This window comes from Enterobacter sp. Sphag1F (assembly GCF_014193275.1).
In the GTDB taxonomy this organism is placed as follows: Bacteria; Pseudomonadota; Gammaproteobacteria; order Enterobacterales; family Enterobacteriaceae; genus Pantoea; species Pantoea symbiotica.
Genome location: NZ_JACHZD010000002.1, coordinates 86,934 through 104,283, shown reverse-complemented (window position 1 = coordinate 104,283; position 17,350 = coordinate 86,934). Strand labels below are relative to the sequence as shown.

18 protein-coding genes and 1 pseudogene are annotated in these 17,350 nt (G+C 56.3%); 18 read left to right on the top strand and 1 reads right to left on the bottom strand.

Features of this window, described 5'->3' with window-relative positions:
- The first annotated feature begins 35 nt into the window (after positions 1 to 35).
- From pqqA to pqqF, 6 genes are read left to right on the top strand one after another with little or no spacing between them, the layout of a single operon-like run.
- Positions 36 to 107, top strand: coding sequence for a pyrroloquinoline quinone precursor peptide PqqA (gene pqqA / locus FHW71_RS05930; protein ID WP_002905689.1), 72 nt, complete (start codon positions 36 to 38; stop codon positions 105 to 107).
- Between the two features lie 55 nt (positions 108 to 162).
- A complete protein-coding gene (pqqB, locus tag FHW71_RS05925) occupies positions 163 to 1,089 on the top strand; it encodes a pyrroloquinoline quinone biosynthesis protein PqqB (protein ID WP_179451034.1) in 927 nt (308 codons plus the stop codon).
- Positions 1,086 to 1,841, top strand: coding sequence for a pyrroloquinoline-quinone synthase PqqC (gene pqqC, locus FHW71_RS05920; protein WP_179451032.1), 756 nt, complete (start codon positions 1,086 to 1,088; stop codon positions 1,839 to 1,841). Before pqqB ends, pqqC begins: the two co-directional genes overlap by 4 nt.
- A gap of 4 nt (positions 1,842 to 1,845) precedes the next feature.
- A complete protein-coding gene (pqqD, locus tag FHW71_RS05915) occupies positions 1,846 to 2,124 on the top strand; it encodes a pyrroloquinoline quinone biosynthesis peptide chaperone PqqD (RefSeq protein ID WP_061720121.1) in 279 nt (92 codons plus the stop codon).
- Entirely contained in the window at positions 2,111 to 3,250 is a 1,140-nt protein-coding gene (pqqE, locus tag FHW71_RS05910) for a pyrroloquinoline quinone biosynthesis protein PqqE (protein ID WP_061720120.1), read from the top strand. Before pqqD ends, pqqE begins: the two co-directional genes overlap by 14 nt.
- The gene (gene pqqF, locus FHW71_RS05905; RefSeq protein ID WP_179451029.1) at positions 3,250 to 5,571 is read left to right on the top strand and encodes a pyrroloquinoline quinone biosynthesis protein PqqF; all 2,322 of its coding nucleotides are present in this window, start codon (positions 3,250 to 3,252) and stop codon (positions 5,569 to 5,571) included. The genes pqqE and pqqF overlap by 1 nt, the downstream gene beginning before the upstream one ends.
- Positions 5,572 to 5,663: 92 nt before the next feature.
- Here pqqF and dld read toward each other — a convergent pair.
- Positions 5,664 to 7,363 (bottom strand): annotated as a pseudogene (dld, locus tag FHW71_RS05900) (D-lactate dehydrogenase).
- 435 nt (positions 7,364 to 7,798) lie between these two features.
- On the opposite strand from dld, the gene FHW71_RS05895 reads away from it, so the two are divergent.
- From FHW71_RS05895 to FHW71_RS05840, 12 genes are all read left to right on the top strand, one after another.
- Positions 7,799 to 8,779, top strand: coding sequence for a 6-phosphofructokinase (locus tag FHW71_RS05895; RefSeq protein ID WP_154194280.1), 981 nt, complete (start codon positions 7,799 to 7,801; stop codon positions 8,777 to 8,779).
- A gap of 10 nt (positions 8,780 to 8,789) precedes the next feature.
- A complete protein-coding gene (locus tag FHW71_RS05890) occupies positions 8,790 to 9,104 on the top strand; it encodes a PTS sugar transporter subunit IIB (RefSeq protein WP_008110086.1) in 315 nt (104 codons plus the stop codon).
- Positions 9,097 to 10,470: a PTS sugar transporter subunit IIC gene (locus tag FHW71_RS05885; RefSeq protein ID WP_008110085.1), complete on the top strand. Its 1,374-nt coding sequence runs from the start codon at positions 9,097 to 9,099 to the stop codon at positions 10,468 to 10,470. The genes FHW71_RS05890 and FHW71_RS05885 overlap by 8 nt, the downstream gene beginning before the upstream one ends.
- Positions 10,457 to 11,299 (top strand): class II fructose-bisphosphate aldolase, encoded by an 843-nt coding sequence (locus FHW71_RS05880; protein WP_008110083.1) that lies wholly within the window; start codon positions 10,457 to 10,459, stop codon positions 11,297 to 11,299. The genes FHW71_RS05885 and FHW71_RS05880 overlap by 14 nt, the downstream gene beginning before the upstream one ends.
- Positions 11,300 to 11,361: 62 nt before the next feature.
- Positions 11,362 to 11,631, top strand: coding sequence for a hypothetical protein (locus FHW71_RS05875; protein WP_008110081.1), 270 nt, complete (start codon positions 11,362 to 11,364; stop codon positions 11,629 to 11,631).
- A gap of 9 nt (positions 11,632 to 11,640) precedes the next feature.
- Positions 11,641 to 12,078, top strand: a complete 438-nt coding sequence (locus FHW71_RS05870; protein WP_091003163.1) for a PTS sugar transporter subunit IIA — start codon at positions 11,641 to 11,643, stop codon at positions 12,076 to 12,078.
- Positions 12,075 to 12,659 (top strand): glucokinase, encoded by a 585-nt coding sequence (locus tag FHW71_RS05865; protein WP_179451027.1) that lies wholly within the window; start codon positions 12,075 to 12,077, stop codon positions 12,657 to 12,659. Before FHW71_RS05870 ends, FHW71_RS05865 begins: the two co-directional genes overlap by 4 nt.
- A gap of 124 nt (positions 12,660 to 12,783) precedes the next feature.
- Positions 12,784 to 13,578, top strand: a complete 795-nt coding sequence (locus tag FHW71_RS05860) for an SDR family oxidoreductase (RefSeq protein WP_154183430.1) — start codon at positions 12,784 to 12,786, stop codon at positions 13,576 to 13,578.
- A gap of 140 nt (positions 13,579 to 13,718) precedes the next feature.
- On the top strand, positions 13,719 to 14,075 hold the full coding sequence (locus FHW71_RS05855; protein ID WP_154152305.1) for a hypothetical protein: 357 nt from the start codon (positions 13,719 to 13,721) through the stop codon (positions 14,073 to 14,075).
- 49 nt (positions 14,076 to 14,124) lie between these two features.
- On the top strand, positions 14,125 to 16,125 hold the full coding sequence (locus FHW71_RS05850) for a protein-disulfide reductase DsbD domain-containing protein (RefSeq protein WP_179451025.1): 2,001 nt from the start codon (positions 14,125 to 14,127) through the stop codon (positions 16,123 to 16,125).
- Positions 16,125 to 16,847: a DsbA family protein gene (locus tag FHW71_RS05845; RefSeq protein WP_008110067.1), complete on the top strand. Its 723-nt coding sequence runs from the start codon at positions 16,125 to 16,127 to the stop codon at positions 16,845 to 16,847. Before FHW71_RS05850 ends, FHW71_RS05845 begins: the two co-directional genes overlap by 1 nt.
- Entirely contained in the window at positions 16,844 to 17,341 is a 498-nt protein-coding gene (locus FHW71_RS05840) for a protein disulfide oxidoreductase (RefSeq protein ID WP_179451023.1), read from the top strand. The genes FHW71_RS05845 and FHW71_RS05840 overlap by 4 nt, the downstream gene beginning before the upstream one ends.
- Positions 17,342 to 17,350: the final 9 nt, after the last annotated feature.

Sequence of the window (17,350 nt, the reverse complement as noted above, 5' to 3'; positions counted from 1 at the left end):
TTTCTCTGCGTTTTAGCTTTAAGAGGAAGACCATTATGTGGAAAAAACCTGCGTTTATTGACCTGCGTCTGGGCCTGGAAGTGACTCTGTACATCTCCAACCGCTAAGACTTCTGCCCGCCGTTCGTGCGGGCATTTTGTTTTCTCTCTCTGGTCAACTTTCATGTTTATTAAAGTCCTCGGTTCAGCGGCGGGCGGCGGCTTCCCGCAGTGGAACTGCAACTGCGCCAATTGCAGCGGCCTGCGTAACGGCAGCATCCAGGCGCAGGCGCGCACGCAATCTTCGATTATTGTCAGCGACAACGGTGAAGATTGGGTGCTGTGTAACGCCTCGCCGGACATCAGCCAGCAAATTGCCCACACGCCAGAACTGATCAAAAAGGGTGTGCTGCGCGGCACGGCAATTGGCAGCATCATTCTGACCGACAGCCAAATCGATCACACCACCGGCTTGCTGAGCCTGCGCGAAGGTTGCCCACATCAGGTGTGGTGCACGCCGGAAGTGCATGGCGATCTCACCAGCGGCTTCCCGATTTTCACCATGTTGCAGCACTGGAATGGCGGCTTGCAGCATCATGCGTTAACGCCGCTGGAACCGTTCCGCGTCGATGTCTGCCACAGTTTGCAGTTCACCGCGATCCCGATTCTTAGCAACGCGCCACCGTATTCGCCGTATCGCGATCGCCCGCTGCCGGGCCACAACGTGGCGCTGTTTATTGAAAACACCGCCAACGGCCAAACGCTGCTGTACGCGCCGGGACTGGGTGAGCCGGATGCGGTGATCATGCCGTGGCTGCAAAAAGCCGATTGCCTGTTGATTGATGGCACGGTGTGGCAGGACGACGAGCTGCTCGCTACCGGCGTCGGCAAAAATACCGGCAAAGCGATGGGCCACTTAGCGCTGGCCGAAGAACAAGGTTTGATGGCGCTGCTGGGCGCGCTGCCGGCCAAACGCAAGATTTTGATCCACATTAACAACACCAATCCGATCCTCAATGAGCAATCGCCGCAGCGCGCCTATCTGACGCAGCAGGGCATTGAAGTGAGTTGGGATGGCATGGCGATTCATCTGCAGGAGTTTGCATCGTGATCATTACTGAAGCGTTATCACCCGCCGCGTTTGAGCAGGCGCTGCGCGATAAAGGCGCGTTCTACCACATTCATCATCCGTACCACATCGCCATGCACAATGGCGATGCGACGCGCGAGCAGATTCAAGGCTGGGTGGCGAACCGCTTCTATTATCAGACCAATATTCCGCTGAAAGACGCGGCGATCATGGCGAACTGCCCGGATGCGGCGACGCGGCGTAAATGGGTGCAGCGCATCCTCGATCACGACGGCAGCAACGGTCACGAAGGCGGCATTGAAGCCTGGCTGCAGTTGGGTGAAGCGGTGGGGTTGGATCGTGAAGTGTTGCTATCCGAGAAGCTGGTGCTGCCGGGCGTGCGCTTTGCGGTGGACGCTTACGTTAACTTTGCGCGTCGCGCCAACTGGCAGGAAGCGGCCTGCAGCTCGCTGACCGAACTGTTTGCGCCGCAGATTCATCAGTCGCGCCTCGACAGCTGGCCGCAGCACTATCCGTGGATCAAAGAGGAAGGCTATTTCTACTTCCGCAGCCGTCTGAGCCAGGCGAACCGCGATGTGGAGCATGGACTGGCGCTGGCGCTTGAGGTGTTCACCAGCGCCGAACAGCAGAACCGCATGCTGGAGATCCTGCAGTTTAAGCTCGATATTCTCTGGACCATGCTCGATGCCATGACCATGGCGTATGCGCTGCAACGTCCGCCTTATCATACGGTCACCGATCAGGTGTCCTGGCACAGCACAAGACTGGTATAACAACATGAAAGATAATGTGATTCCGGCTTTCCGTCGCGGCTACCGCATGCAGTGGGAAGCGGCGCAGGATAGCCATGTGGTGCTCTATCCTGAAGGCATGGCCAAACTGAACGAGACCGCCGTGGCGATCCTCGAACTGGTGGATGGCAAACAGGATGTGGCGGCAATCGTTGCCACGCTGGATGCGCGTTTCCCGGACGCGGGCGGCGTCGGCGATGACGTCAAAGAGTTCCTGCAATCAGCCATCGAACAAAAATGGATACAGTGTCGTGAACCCGAGTAAAAGCGTGACGCCGCCGCTGTGGCTGCTGGCAGAACTGACCTATCGCTGCCCGCTGCAGTGTCCGTATTGCTCCAATCCGCTGGATTTTTCCCAGCAGGAGAAAGAGCTGACCACCGAACAGTGGATTGAGGTGTTTCGTCAGGCGCGCGCCATGGGCAGCGTGCAGCTCGGTTTTTCCGGCGGCGAACCGCTGACGCGTAAAGACCTGCCGGAACTGATCCGCGCCGCGCGCGATCTCGGTTTCTATACCAACCTGATCACCTCCGGCATTGGCCTGACGGCGAAAAAACTCGACGCCTTTGCTGATGCCGGGCTCGATCATATTCAGATCAGTTTCCAGGCCAGCGATGAAACGCTCAACGCCGCGCTGGCCGGATCGAAAAAGGCCTTCCAGCAGAAGCTGGAGATGGCAAAAGCGGTGAAAGCGCACGGCTATCCGATGGTGCTGAACTTCGTGCTGCATCGCCACAATATCGACCAGATCGACAAGATCATCGATCTCTGTATCGAACTGGAAGCCGACGATGTCGAGCTGGCCACCTGTCAGTTCTACGGCTGGGCGCAACTCAATCGCGAAGGATTACTGCCGACGCGCGAGCAGATCGCCAACGCCGAAGCGGTGGTGGCCGATTATCGTCAGCGCATGAGCGCCAGCGGCAATCTCACCAATCTGCTGTTCGTCACGCCGGATTATTACGAAGAGCGGCCGAAACCCTGCATGGGCGGTTGGGGATCGATCTTCCTCAGCGTCACGCCTGATGGCACCGCGTTGCCGTGCCACAGCGCGCGTCAGCTGCCGGTCGAGTTCCCGTCGGTGCTGGAACGCACGCTGGACGATATCTGGTACAACTCGTTTGGCTTTAACCGCTATCGCGGCTTTGACTGGATGCCGGAACCCTGTCGCTCCTGCGATGAGAAAGAGAAAGACTTTGGCGGCTGTCGCTGTCAGGCCTTTATGCTGACCGGCGATGCCGATAACACCGATCCGGTGTGTAGCAAATCGCCGCATCACGGCAAGATCCTCGAAGCACGGCGTGAAGCCAACTGCAGCGATATCAAAATCCAGCAGCTACAGTTCCGCAATCGCAGCAACTCCGAACTGATCTTTAAGCAGCGCGTTACCTGATGAACACGCGCCAGCTCACGCTTACCAACGGCCTGCGCTGCCATCTTTATCATCAGCCCGACGCGCGTGAGGCGGCGGCGCTGGTGCGCGTGCAGGCCGGCAGTCTGGATGAAGCCGATCGCTGGCCGGGTTTGGCGCATCTGCTGGAACATCTGCTGTTCTGCGGCAGCCAGGACTTTAACGGCGACGATCGCCTGATGCCGTGGCTGCAGCAGCAGGGCGGCCAGGTGAATGCCACCACACAGTTGAGCCGCAGCGCCTATTTCTTTCAGCTCCCAGCACCGGCGTTGTCGGCAGGCGTGCAGCGGCTGTGCGATATGTTGGCGTCGCCGTTGCTGACGACGCAGGCCATTCAACAGGAAGCAGCGGTGATTGAAGCAGAGTTTCAACTGCTGCAAAAACATGCCGACACGCTGAGTGAAGCTGCCATCCTGGATAAGCTAAAGGGACGCTTTCAGCGCTTTCGTGTCGGCAGTCGGCTTGCGTTTAGTGACAATGTCACGGAATTGCAATCCGCACTCCGCAATTTTCATTGCCGCTTCTATCGCGCTGAAAATATGGAACTTTGGCTGCAAGGGCCGCAATCGCTTGACGAGTTAGCACAGCTGGCGGCGCGCTATGGCGGCAGTTTGCTGGCGGGTGGAAAACGCGCTGCGGCGGTTAGACCTACGCTGCTGCCCGGCGATCGTTTGCTGCAATTAGGCGGTGAAGAAAATTTCTGGCTGACGCTATTGATCGCGGGCGATGAACAGACTTTTCGTGACAATGTCACCTTGCTTAAGGTGTTCTGGCAAGACGAAGCGCCGGGCAGTTTGCTGGCGCAATTGCGGGCTGAAGCGCTATGTGAAGCCCTTGACGTGCAATGGTTATGGCAAGATGAGCAACACGCATTTTTGGCGCTGCGTTTTAGCGCAACGCGCATTTCTTCGGTGCAGGCGCAACAGATTGAACAACGCGTTTGGCAGCATCTGGCTGCGTTAGTCGAGTGTAATGCGATTCAGCTGCAGCATTACGCGCAACTCGCGCAGCAGGATTTCGCGGCCTTGTCGCCGCTGGAACAGTTGCGCGGCCGGGCGTTGGGCTTCGCGCCTGACTTAGCGGTTTCGGATAGCTTCACGGATTTTGCCGCCGCGTTGCCGCATTGGCCGCGCACGCGTCTGCTGACGCAGCGACAGATCGACGGCGCACCGCATCAGACGCAAGGCTTTACACTGCAACTGGCCGAGTGGCTGCCAGCGACGCTGAATGTGGCAGAATCCACAGCGTTTCACTTCTATCCCGCTTCAGGCAACATTCAGCTCCCTCGTCTTCCGCCCGTGGCGCAAACGTTGCCGATTATTGCGCCGGTAAAACAGGTCGAAACGCTGCTGCTGCGTCCGGCGTTTTATCAAACCTTGAGCGATGAAGAAGCGCAGGCGCGGCAGCGCCAGTTGCGCCCAGTGCTGGCGGAACTTCGCCACGCCGGCGGCAACGGCACCTGGCAACCAACGCAGGGAAGCTGGCAGCTGTTGCTCAATCTGCCCGCATCCGAAGAACGCGCGTTGTTAAGCGTGCATCAGGCATTACGGGCGCTGAACAAGCCGGTGCTGGCACAATCCGCAGCGCCAACGCACTCTATTGTGATTCGTCAGTTGCTCGCCGCTTTGCCAACCACATTGATTAAGCCATCGCTATCGCCGCACTGGCTGGCGGCATGGTGCGGCTCCAATAGCGCGCTAAGCCAGCGCGTGGCGCTTCTGCTCAGCGATTTTGCGCCGGATCTGGCGCGCTACACGCCGCCCGCACAACTGCAACGCGGCATTGTGCCCATCAACTGCGATGGACCCGATCAGGCGCTGTTGCTGTTTATGCCGTTATCGCACGCCGACGATGCCGCCCTGGCTGCTTTACGCGTGCTGGCACTGATGCTGGAAACGCGTTTCTTCCAGCGGCTGCGCGTGGATCAGCAAATTGGTTATGTGGTGTCAGCGCGTTATCAACGGGTGGCAGATGTGGATGGCTTAATGCTGGCGCTGCAATCGCCGGATATCACCTGGCGCGCGTTGCTGGGTCACTGCAAACGCTTTATGCGTGAGATGGTTGCCGAGATCGCAGCAGTTTCCCCTGAAAAGCTGGCGGCATGGCAGGCAAGCTTACTGACGCAGTGCGCAAGCAAAGACAATGGCGATGCCGCACTCGAAACCCTGCGCCAGCAGCACGGCCTGGCGACGCTCAATCGCGCAGCCATTCAGGCTCTGACGCTGCCGCAGCTTGAGCAACTGCACCAGCGTCTGCTGCGCGAACGGCATCGTTGGTTGATTTTGGTGACCAGGTGCGCATGAATGCGCACCCTACGAAACCCGCACCGTTGTCGTAGGGTCGCCATTTATGGCGACCAGGTGCGCATGAATGCGCACCTTACGAAACTCCGACGCTACATCTCCCGCCAAAACTTCTTCTTACTGGTTTTACCAATCCCCGGATTACAGCTATTGGTCGGATCAAGTTGTTTCCAGTGCTCGACATGCTCACACGATGCCTGATAGAGGTGTCCGACATTGTGCTCGGCAGGATACTTCGCGCCGCGCTGCTCCAGATAGCGCTTCACCTCTTCCTTAAACACTTTCGCGTCGTAGCCCGGCTTCAGCACGTAATCCTGATGATTGACGAAGCAGAAGAAGTGTCCACAGCAGGAATCACCTGTACCTGGGCCGCCAGATGATCCGGCAGCGTCAAACGCCACGCGTCATCATTGCGGCGCAGCGCCACGTCAAACGCCACCAGCCGTTCGTTGGGGTTGTAGCCCAGCGCATCGCAGTAGGAAATGGTGCAGCCACCCACGCCGAAACGCACCAAAAACGCGTCCGCCGCTTCACGCGCATTGCAACGGAAAAAGCCGCCTGGCTGCTCAGCAAAGAACTGCTGTAACAAGCTCTGTAACTCAGCGGTTTGCGGCGACTCCACTTTGATCATCAGATGATGTTGATACTCGCTGCGGTAATCCATGATGCGCGGCGCGATAAAGCTCGGCGTTAGCTGGTTGAAAAATTGCAGCACCCGATCAACAAAATTGCGCGGCAGGAATTTCAGGTGGCTGACGCGCACATCCCATTTGGCTTTATTGGCCATCATCTGCGGAATGGCCTGCGGACCCAGTTTGCGGATTGCCAGATACATATGTTTGGCGTAGCGCACGGTTAAATCGAAGGCGTTGCGATGGATGTATTCCGCCTGCAGCGGCAGTTCGCTCATCTTCGTTAGCAGGAAACGGCGCAGCGCCACCAGCACGCTCTCATCATTAGTGCCGATGTAGAAGGTATCGCTGCCGGCGCTGGCTTCGAAGGTCGGCAAGCGCACGGCGAACACCACTACTTTACCGGCGCTGCCTGAACTGTCGTGCAGGTAACGCAGATCGCCATTGAAGCGCGCCGGGGAATCTGCGGCCACATCTCGCAGGCGGTCGGCATAATCATCCGCCCAGATTTTTCCCTGCCAGTCGGGCTGCTCACCGGTTTGATAGCGCTGCTGCGTCAGGTTTTCCAGCATCACTTCTGGCGTGTCGCCCAACTCGATGCCGAGATGGTTGACCATCTCTAAACGACCATCGTCGTGAATGCGGGCGAACAAGGATTTTTCTGTGAAAGCGGGGCCGCGCCGAATCAGCGAGCCACCGGAATTATTACAAATCCCGCCGACCACCGACGCGCCGATGCAGGATGATCCAATCACCGAATGTGGCTCACGACCGAGCGGCTGCAAGGTGTGCTCCAGTTCGGTCAAGGTGGTGCCAGGGAAAGCAATCACCTGACGCGCCTGATCAATCACCTGCACGCCTTTGAGCTGGCGGGTACTGATAATCACGATATCGCGGTCATAATCATTGCCGTCGGGCGTTGAGCCGCCGGTAACACCGGTATTCGACGCCTGCATCAGCACAATGACATCGTGCGCCACGCAAACCTGCAGCGTTTGCCACAGCTGCAACAGTGTTTGCGGTAACGCCACCGCCAGCGCTTCACCGCGTCCGACGCGGAATCCCTTTATGTACCAGGCTTTATCATCCGCATGGGTTAATACCTGTTTCTCGCCAACCACCTCTGCCAACTTACGCAACATATCCTTCTGCATGCTCATTTTTTCTCTTCTTTATTCTTTATCTGCCACGGTATTGGACAAGTGCATCGGCATTGAGTCAATCCTTCACTGGCCCTGACGCATAAATAACGCACGTAATCATTATCCCTTTATCTGATACGGAATAAGCGTCAGAAACCGATAAAAATGCGCGGGAAATCACAAAATAGATCGAAAGAAAAACAGCGAGTAGGGTGTTTATTTAAGTCGCCGGTTTTACTGCGCAAAATGAATATAAGTCTATGATTTTATTTGTTATTAATGCTTTAAGGTGAAAAGTGGCATGTGATTTATATCACAAAATCTAGCCTGTATTGGATGCTGTCAATGATCTCACTCGGGGAATTCATCGCAAAAGTGTGACATTCGTTGCAAATAACAATGTCGTTAATCGGAAGAATGAATTCCAGACGCACAGCATAAAGGATGATGACAATGAGAATTGGCATGGTGATCAGCGGTGGCGATGTCACTGGGATTAATAACTTTGTGTATCAAATATCGCGCTTAACCCAGGCGGAAATGGTGTTATTTAACGGTGGCATTCCGGGATTACTGGAAAACAATCACCAGGAAATATCCCAACGCGATTTAGTGGATTATGCCATCGCTGCTATTCCGGTGATGCAATCGGGACGAACCAATAGAAAATTAATTCGTCCAGAATATGAAACCATCGCCAAACATCTTAAGTCGCTGCGCATCGATGTATTAATTATGGCGGGCGGCGATGGCTCATTACAATTCCTGCATACGCTAAGCGAATTTGGCGTTAACTGTTTTGGCGTCGGCATGACCATCGATAACGATGTGTTTGGCAGTGATTACAGCATCGGTTTCTCCACCGCCTGCGAGCAGGTGTTAAAAGAGGTGGCGAAATTACGCAATACCGGCCGCGCCTTAACCGGTCGTGTGTTTATGGTGGAGCTGCTTGGCGGTTATTGCGGTGAATTAACCTTGCAGTCGGCGATCAAATCCAATGCGGATTTCGCGCTGATCCCGGAATGCCAGATTGCGCCGCAGGAGCTGGCCGAGCGCATCACGCAGCGTCTGGCGGCGCAGAACAGCGTCATTATTTTGTGTTCGGAAGGCTACACCCGTGAATATTCGCCGGGCTTTCAGGGCGCCATCGATACCTTAATTAAACAAATTGAACCGTTAATTGGTGTGCGTATTCGTAAAACAATTATCGGTTATGGTCTGCGTAATGGCGATCCTACCTGTGAAGAGATTTATCAGGGCACCATTATGGCCAGTGAAGTCGCGCGTTGTATTCAGTCGGGAATGCGCAACAAAGCGGTGATTATTAATGGCAGTAATCGACCGATTCCGATTGATTTAATAAGCATGAAAAAACGCCTGGTCGATACGGAAGGGCATCATTATAAACTCGCTAAACAACTGCAAATTCTGTGAGGAAATAGCCATGCTGAAAATATTATGTGTCTGTGGATGTGGTTTGGGTTCAAGCTTTGCGATTGAGATGAGCGCCAAGTCAGTATTAAAGAAACTCGAAATTGATGCTGATATCGATCACACCACCATTTCTGAAGCCAACGCCTTTAAATCCGACATGATTTTAACCCAGAAAGCTTTTGCTGATGTGTTAAATGCCGATGCCAGCCCGGAACAGATCAAACGGGTGATTATTCTCAATAAGCTGACCGACAAAGCGGAAATTGAAGAGAAAATCGTGGCGTTTATGAAAGAACGTAACTTAAAGGTTGCTAATCATGAATAGTGTGATCGACTTCCTGGTAAAAGACTTATTGGGGCAGGCATCAATTCTGATCGCCTTTATTGCCCTGATTGGTCTGCTACTGCAAAAAAAATCAGCAGGCAAGGTGGTGGAAGGCACCTTTAAAACCCTGCTTGGTTTCTTAATTATGATGGCCGGTATCAACATTATTGTCGGTACGCTGACCTTCCTGAACACCATTTTTACCCACGGTTTTGGCATGCAGGGTTATATCACCGACGTTGCCGCCATTGCAGGGTTAGCAAACCGCGAGCTGGGTTCAGAAGTGGCGCTGACGCTGTTGGTGATCTTTATCGTCAACATCATCATTGCCCGTCTGACACCGTTCAAATACATCTTCCTTACCGGTCAGGCGCTGCTGTGGATGGCGACCATCGGTGCGGTGATTGGCTATAAAGCGGGGCTAACAGGCTTACCTCTGATCCTTACCGGTGGCATCTTTGGCGGCATTATGGCGGTCGTGATGCCTGCGCTGGCACAACCGGTGGTGCGTCGTATCACCGATTCCGACGATGTGGCGCTCGGTCACTTCTGCACCATCGGCTACCTGCTGACGGCGGCGGTGGCGAAGGTGGTGGGCAAAGGTTCGCGCTCCACGGAAGACCTCAAACTGCCCGACAACTTTAAATTCCTGCAGGACACTTATCTGTCGATGGCGGTGGTGATGGTGCCGATGTACCTGATTCCTGCGGTCGCCGCCGGCCCGGAATTTATCGGCCAGTACAGCAACGGCATGAACTATCTGATGTACGCCTTTATGCAGTCGATTCAGTTCGTGTGCGGTGTGTTCGTGCTGTATAGCGGCGTGCGTCTGCTGCTGAACGAACTGGTGCCAGCTTTCCGTGGTATCGCCATGCGTCTGGTTCCGGATGCGAAACCGGCGCTCGACTGCCCGGTGATGTTCCCATACGCCCCGAATGCGGTGATCGTCGGCTTCCTCGCCACCACGCTGGGTTCGGTGGTGGGCATGCTGGTGTTCCCGATGTTTGGTCTGGCGATGATTCTGCCAGGTCTGCTGACCAACTTCTTTGCCGGTGGCACCGCAGGCGTGTTTGGTAATGCGCTTGGTGGTCGTCGCGGGGCGATGATCGGCGGTTTCGTGCACGGTCTATTCATCACCTTCCTGCCGGCGATTCTGGTGCCGATGCTGGAAAGTTACGGTTTTACCGGCGTCACCTTCAGTGATTCGGATGTGATCAGTACCGGCCTGGTGCTCGGCCATGCCTTCCAGAATAACTGGCTGTTCGTCGCGCTGTTTATTGCCTTTATTACTCTCATCGCCTGGTTTGTTAACGGAAAATCCACCAAGTCTAAATCCCATGAGGAAAAGCTCCATGAAACTTTATAACTTTACCGATCTGTTACAGGTGGCTAAAGAACGTGAATTTAAAGCGCTCGGTTCCTTTAATTTGCACTGCCTGGAAATGCTGCCGGCCTTTTTTAAAGCGGCGGAGAAAACCAATAGTCCATTAATGATTCAGATCTCAACTGGCACCGCCAAATATCTCGGACATAAATTATTGGTGGATGCGATTCGCTCACTGTCAGAAAGCCGTAACGTGCCGACCTGTTTGCACCTCGATCACTGTTCGGATTTAGACGCTATTCAAACCGCGCTGGATGCGGGCTTTAGTTCAATTATGTATGACGGCTCACATTTGCCGATTGAAGAGAACATCGCCAATACGCGCCGTGTTATTGATATGGCACGCCCGCTGGCGGTGTCAGTGGAAGCGGAACTGGGCGCGATTGGCGGCTCGGAAGATGGCAAAGAAGTAGAAATGAACGATGCGGCATTTACCACCGTCGATGAAGCCAAACGCTTTGTCGATGAAACCGGCGTTGATATGCTGGCGATCTCCATCGGTACCGTGCACGGCTTGTATACCGGCAAAGCGCATATTCAGCATCAACGCCTGGCGGATATCACCGATGCCACTAAAACGCCGCTGGTGCTGCACGGCGGAACCGGCGTCAGCGATGAAGATATGCGTCTTGCGGTGCGCAGCGGCATTGAGAAAGTCAACGTCGGCACCGAGATGAATGTGCAGTGGGTCGCAAACTGCAAGCAGACATTTGAAAAGGGCAAGGTCAACGACAGCGTGCGTAATTTCCTTGTGCCGGCCAACGATGCCGTAACCAATGTGCTGGTAGAAAAGATTCAGCTGTTCCGCTAATTCCGACTCACTCATGACGTAATAACCTGAGGTGCCCGGCGCCATTCGGGGCAGGAGACGCTATGTTTGGATTCTTGAAAAAGGGCTCCGATAATAAGAGCCAGGATTCACAGGAAATAGATCTTCAGGCTGAAACCATCAGCGGGAAAATAAGCGAACTGGAACAACAGTTAGCCAATAATCCGCAGGCGACAGAGACGCAAAAACAATTAATGCTGGAATATAATCGTGCATTAAATATCTTTGCGAAAAGCCGCCGCTTTCGTCAGGAAATTGATCCGCTGTTTGTCAAAATCGATGAACTGCGCAACACCATTCGCAAATCATTTTAAGGAGGCAGTATGAGTATTAAACAGCTGCTGCAGGAGGCAAGTGCGATTCAGGTGGGGATCAGCGCCAGGGATTGGCGCGAGGTGATCGCGCTGGCGGCGCTGCCGCTGGTGAACGGCGGTTACATCAAAGCCAGTTATCCGGAAGCGGTGATCGCCAACACGCTGGAGCATGGCGCTTATTACGTGTTTGAGGAGGGCATCGCTATTCCCCATGCGCGGCCTGAAACCGGCGTGCTGAAAGATTGTTTCAGCATGATTGTGCTGGATGAGCCGATTTCCTTCGACGGCAGCGACAAAGCCGACATCGTGATTATGTTCGGTGCGCGTGACAGCAACGCCCACATTGAAGAGGGCATCCGCGCGATTGTCACGCTGCTGGAAGATGAGGAGACGCTGGTGCGCTTGCGCAACGCCAGCAGTGCTGCGGAGGTGATAGAGATCCTATGACAACCGACACTGAAGAGAAGATGGTGGTGCTGGTGAACGGCATTCCGGCTTCCGGCAAAAGCACCCTCACGCGCGCGCTGGCCGAGCAATTCGGCTTTCCGGTGCTGACGCTGGATAGCCTGAAAGAGCCGTTTATGGCCAGCTTTGCGCCGGTGGATCGCCTGCGCAATCGCCAGTTAGGTTGTGCGGCGTATCAGGCGATCTGGCAAGTGGTGGCGCAAGCACCGACGCGTTGCATCTATGTCATCGATGCCTGGTTTGGCTTCCAGCCGAAAGAGGTGTTGCAGCAAGGATTGCAGAAGGCGGGCGTGACGCGGGTGCTGGAGCTGTGGCTGGCGATCACGCCGGATGAGGCGGTGGCGCGGTATCAGGCACGCTTGACCGATCGCATGCCGGGACATCCGGGCGCTGAGTATCTGCCAGAACTGCGCAAGCTGGCGGAAACGGCACAGCCGATGGCGCTGGGTCCGGTGTTGCAGCTTAACGCGCGCAACCCGGACCAGGCAGCGGCCTGCGCCTGGTTGCAGCGTCAACTGCGGCTGCCAATCAGCGCTCAACCGGCTTTATCGGCCTCGGGTTGAACCATGTCGGCAGCAGGCTGAACGCACATCAGCATTGCGGCCGACACCTCCATCGCATGATTCGTCAATGCATCTTCTCCTGCCTGAACCAGGCTTTGTGATTACGCTCACAGAGTAAAGCATAATGAATATCGATCTACACGGAAAAACAGCCTTAGTTACCGCATCAACCGGCGGCATCGGTTTTGCCATTGCACAAGGTCTGGCGGCCAGCGGGGCGGAAGTGGTGCTGAACGGGCGCAGCGAAGCCTCGGTGAGTCGTGCGCGCGAGAAGCTCAACGGCTTAGTGGCGGGGGCGAAAATTCACACCTTTATCGCCGATCTCGGCAGTGCGCAAGGTGTTAAGCAACTGCTCAACGGTTTGCCGCCGATCGATATTCTGGTGAATAACGCCGGGATTTACGGTCCGCAAGATTTTTATCAAGTGGATGACGAAACCTGGGATGCCTACTGGCAAACCAACGTGATGTCCGGTGTGCGCCTGTCGCGGGCTTTATTGCCGGAGATGGTGAAACGCGGTTGGGGTCGCGTGGTGTTTATTTCCTCAGAGTCGGCGCTGAATATTCCCGCTGATATGCTGCATTACGGCGTGAGTAAAACCGCGCAGTTGTCGTTGGCGCGCGGGCTGGCGAAAGTGGTGGCGGGCAGCGGCGTGACGGTGAACAGCGTGTTGCCGGGCCCAACGCTCTCTGATGGTTTTGCCGCAATGATGGAAGATGAAGTGAAACGCACCGGTAAACCGCTGGAGGAGTTGGCGAAAGAGTTTGTAATGGCCCAGCGTCCGAGTTCGGTGATCCAGCGTGCTGCTACGGTGGAAGAGGTGGCGAATATGGTGGTGTATGTCTGTTCGAAACAGGCATCCGCGACGTCCGGTGCCGCGCTGCGCGTCGATGGCGGCGTGGTGGATGATATTGTTTAGCCGGGTGCGATGATTGACCAGGTCGCCATGAATGGCGACCCTACGACGCTCGCACCACAAAGACAAAAGTTTACACAGCAAAGCTTGGTGTTTCTGCTGCAGATGCTTAAAATGCCCGCACTTTTCTCTGAGGCTGCGGCATGACGATATCGCTATCACGCGCAAAATGGATTCTGGCACTGGTTTGTCTGGTGCTGGCGTTTTGTCTCGTCCAGCGCAGCTTCAATTTGCCTTCCGCACCTTTAGCGCAGGTCAGCGCGTCCGCGCAAACTCACAGCAGTGACGATGCCAGCGGCAGTGAAAAACCCTGTGCGCTGAGCGCCAAATCGTTGAGTGCCGCCGCGCCCATCCTTGATACCGCATTGCCTTTCCTGCTGTTGCTGCTGGCGCTGATCGCCACCTTCACACAAACCACCACGTCCGTCGGCTATCGCCGCGCACCGCTGTTTCCGCCTCTGCGACGGCGGCATCTGACCTTCTGCGTCTTCCGGGAATAACACCTGCGCGTTGCATCGCGTAAACCCTGTTATTCACTGGAGAATTCACATGACTGTATTGATCAGGAGCCTGCTGCTCCTGCTGGCGAGCTGCGCGATCACTGCGCAGGCGGCAGACACTGGCTGGCTGCGTAATGCGCAAAATAGCCATGCCGAAGTGCGCCTGCGCAGCGCCAGCCACAACGATAATCAGCAATTGCTGCTGGATATTCGCCTGCAACCCGGCTGGAAAACCTACTGGCGTACGCCAGGCGAAGGCGGCGTTGCGCCGGAAATCCGCTGGCAAACGCCGGAGGTAAAGGCGCAATGGTTCTGGCCTGCGCCTGAGCGTTTTGACGTTAGCGGCTTGACCACCCAAGGCTACAAAGGCGATATCACGCTGCCGATTGAACTGGCGAAACTGTCCAGTCAGCAGCTCGCAGGAACGCTGACGCTCTCGACCTGCAGCGACGTCTGCATCCTCACCGACTTCCCGTTCAGCCTCGATCTGACGCAGCCCGCTGACGCCGATTTTGCCCGCGATTTCGCCGAAGCGATGGGACGAATCCCGGCCGCCAGCGGCTTAACCGATCAACTCGACGCCAGCTTTGTGAATGGCGAATTGCAGATTCGCGCACAGCGTCAGGGCGGCTGGCAACAACCTGAACTGTTCTTCGATTATCCGCAGGGCAGCATGCTGGCGGCACCGCTAATCAGTGTCAAAGGCGACACGCTCAGCGCACGCGTGGCGGTCACCGATGAATGGGGCGAAGCGGCTCCGGATCTGCGCGGCAAAACGCTGTCGCTGGTGGTTGCCGATGGTGGGATTGCACAGCAAAGCGCGATTAATATTGGCGCGGAAGCGTTGGTATACGGCGATGGCGCGCAAACCTTCTGGTCGGTGTTGCTGCTGGCGCTGCTCGGTGGCTTGATCCTCAACCTGATGCCGTGCGTATTGCCGGTGCTAGCGATCAAGCTCAGCAGCCTGGTGCAGCAGCAAGGGCAAACGCAGCGTCAGACGCGCCAACAGTTTCTTGCTTCCAGCGCCGGGATCATTTTCTCCTTCCTGCTTTTGGCGCTGCTGATGACCGGACTGCGGCTCAGCGGTCAGGCGCTTGGCTGGGGCATTCAGTTCCAGAGCAGCGGCTTCCTGCTGGTGATGGTGCTGGTGATGTTCCTGTTCAGCGCCAGCCTGTTTGATCTGCTGCATTTCCGCTTGCCGTCGGGTTTGAATACCAAACTGGCGACGCAGGGCGGCGACGGCTTGCTTGGGCATTTCGGCCAGGGCGCGTTTGCCACTTTGCTGGCCACGCCGTGCAGCGCGCCGTTTCTCGGTACAGCGGTGGCTTATGCGCTGACGGCACCGCTGCCGCAGCTGTGGCTGCTGTTTGTCGCGCTCGGCGTCGGCATGAGTTTGCCGTGGCTGCTGGTGGCGGCGTTGCCGGGCATGGCCCGCTGCCTGCCGCGTCCGGGGCGCTGGATGGTGCATCTGCGCAGCGTGCTCGGCCTGTTTATGCTGCTCGCCACCTTCTGGCTGGTGACATTGCTGGTACCGCATTGGGGCAGCACCTTCGCGCTGGTGCTGGCGGGTATGTTACTCGCGGTACTTTGCGGCTGGCTGGTGAAACGTCGCGCGCTGCAGCAGGCGGGGGTGGTGTTTATCACTCTGACGCTGGCTGGTGCGCTATTCCTGATGACGCGCATCACGCCGGAAGAGGAAACGCTGCACTGGCAGCCGCTGACCGAAGCGGCGATCCATCAGGCACTCGAGCAGGATAAACGGGTGTTTGTCGATGTCACCGCCGACTGGTGCATCACCTGCAAAGTGAACAAATCCCGCGTTCTGAATCAGCCCGATGTGCGTGCTGCGCTAAGAGCCGATGACGTGGTGCTGCTGCGCGGTGACTGGACGCAGCCCGATCCCGCCATCGGTGAATTCCTGCGCCGCCGCGACCGCGTGGCAATCCCTTTTAACCAAATTTATGGCCCGGCACTGCCGCAAGGCCAGATTTTGTCACCGCTGCTGAGTCGTGAAGCGGTGATCTCCACTCTCTCTGAGGCGAAAAAATAATGAAGAAATCCCTGTTACTGCCACTGATGTTCCTTGCCATGCCTGCACTGGCGGCCGCGCCTTTTACTCCTGAGCAGGAAGCGCGCATCAAAGAGCTGATCCGTGAAACCCTGGTGCAGAATCCGTCAATTCTGGCGGAAGCGGCTGATGCGTTTGATAAAGAGGCCGCACAACAGCAGCAAAATGTGGTGGCGCAGATGGTGAAGAAAAACCATGACGCGTTGTTCAACGATGCAGGTTCACCGCGCATCGGTGCTGAAAAACCGGCGCTGACGCTGGTCTATTTCACCGATTACAACTGCGTGTTCTGCAAGAAGTTTGAAGCCGATATCGAAAAACTGCTGAAAGCGTATCCGCAGGTTGCGGTGGTGATTAAACCGCTGCCGTATCGCTCTGAAACCTCACTCACCTCGGCGCGTCTGGCGCTCACTGTGTGGGAGCAGCAGCCGAAAAACTTCCTTAAATTGCATGAACGTTTGATGGCGAAAAAGGGCAATCACGATACCGCCAGCATTGACGCGGCGCTGGAGAAAACCGGCATCAAGCTGAAAGAGCCAAGCAAAGTGAGCCTCGACACCATCAACAGCAACCTGACACTGGCGCAGCAGCTCGGCGTGCAAGGTACGCCAGCGACGCTGGTGGGCGACCAGATGATCAGCGGCGCGGTGCCGTATGAGCAACTGGAAGCGGCAGTGAAAGGCGCGCTGCAGGCAAAGCCATGAGTCGACTAAAGCGCTGGCTGCGTGAGGCGCTGCTATTGGTGCTGATTGTCGCGGCGGCGCTGTGGGGCATGGATTGGCTGCGCGCGCCGCAGCTGCCTGCCGACCTGGCGCAACAGCCGCTCACCTCGCTGCAAGGCGAGGTCAATCTGGCGGAGCTCAGTCAGGATCGGCCATTGCTGGTTTACGTCTGGGCAACCTGGTGCGGCGTATGCAAACTCACCACGCCAACTGTGGCGGCGATGAGCCAGCAAGGTTACAAGGTGGCGAGTATTGCGCTGCGATCCGGTAACGATACGCGCGTAGCAACCTGGCTGGAAAAGAAAGGGCTGCAAGGCGTGGCGATCAATGATGAGAGCGGGGCGATCGGCCAGCGCTGGGATATTCAGGCCACGCCGACCTTTATCGTGCTGCATCAGGGCAAAGTCATCAGCACCAGCAGCGGCTGGACCAGCGCTTGGGGGCTGAAGCTGCGCCTCTGGTGGGCTTCCCGCTAGTCTCTCTGG

Bases quoted from the DNA above. Each gene is read 5' to 3' on its own strand.
- pqqB (WP_179451034.1), top strand. From the start codon at position 163: ATGTTTATTAAAGTCCTCGGTTCAGCGGCGGGCGGCGGCTTCCCGCAG.
- pqqD (WP_061720121.1), top strand. From the start codon at position 1,846: ATGAAAGATAATGTGATTCCGGCTTTCCGTCGCGGCTACCGCATGCAG.
- pqqF (WP_179451029.1), top strand. From the start codon at position 3,250: ATGAACACGCGCCAGCTCACGCTTACCAACGGCCTGCGCTGCCATCTT.
- FHW71_RS05895 (WP_154194280.1), top strand. From the start codon at position 7,799: ATGAGAATTGGCATGGTGATCAGCGGTGGCGATGTCACTGGGATTAAT.
- FHW71_RS05890 (WP_008110086.1), top strand. From the start codon at position 8,790: ATGCTGAAAATATTATGTGTCTGTGGATGTGGTTTGGGTTCAAGCTTT.
- FHW71_RS05885 (WP_008110085.1), top strand. From the start codon at position 9,097: ATGAATAGTGTGATCGACTTCCTGGTAAAAGACTTATTGGGGCAGGCA.
- FHW71_RS05880 (WP_008110083.1), top strand. From the start codon at position 10,457: ATGAAACTTTATAACTTTACCGATCTGTTACAGGTGGCTAAAGAACGT.
- FHW71_RS05875 (WP_008110081.1), top strand. From the start codon at position 11,362: ATGTTTGGATTCTTGAAAAAGGGCTCCGATAATAAGAGCCAGGATTCA.
- FHW71_RS05870 (WP_091003163.1), top strand. From the start codon at position 11,641: ATGAGTATTAAACAGCTGCTGCAGGAGGCAAGTGCGATTCAGGTGGGG.
- FHW71_RS05865 (WP_179451027.1), top strand. From the start codon at position 12,075: ATGACAACCGACACTGAAGAGAAGATGGTGGTGCTGGTGAACGGCATT.
- FHW71_RS05860 (WP_154183430.1), top strand. From the start codon at position 12,784: ATGAATATCGATCTACACGGAAAAACAGCCTTAGTTACCGCATCAACC.
- FHW71_RS05855 (WP_154152305.1), top strand. From the start codon at position 13,719: ATGACGATATCGCTATCACGCGCAAAATGGATTCTGGCACTGGTTTGT.
- FHW71_RS05850 (WP_179451025.1), top strand. From the start codon at position 14,125: ATGACTGTATTGATCAGGAGCCTGCTGCTCCTGCTGGCGAGCTGCGCG.
- FHW71_RS05845 (WP_008110067.1), top strand. From the start codon at position 16,125: ATGAAGAAATCCCTGTTACTGCCACTGATGTTCCTTGCCATGCCTGCA.
- FHW71_RS05840 (WP_179451023.1), top strand. From the start codon at position 16,844: ATGAGTCGACTAAAGCGCTGGCTGCGTGAGGCGCTGCTATTGGTGCTG.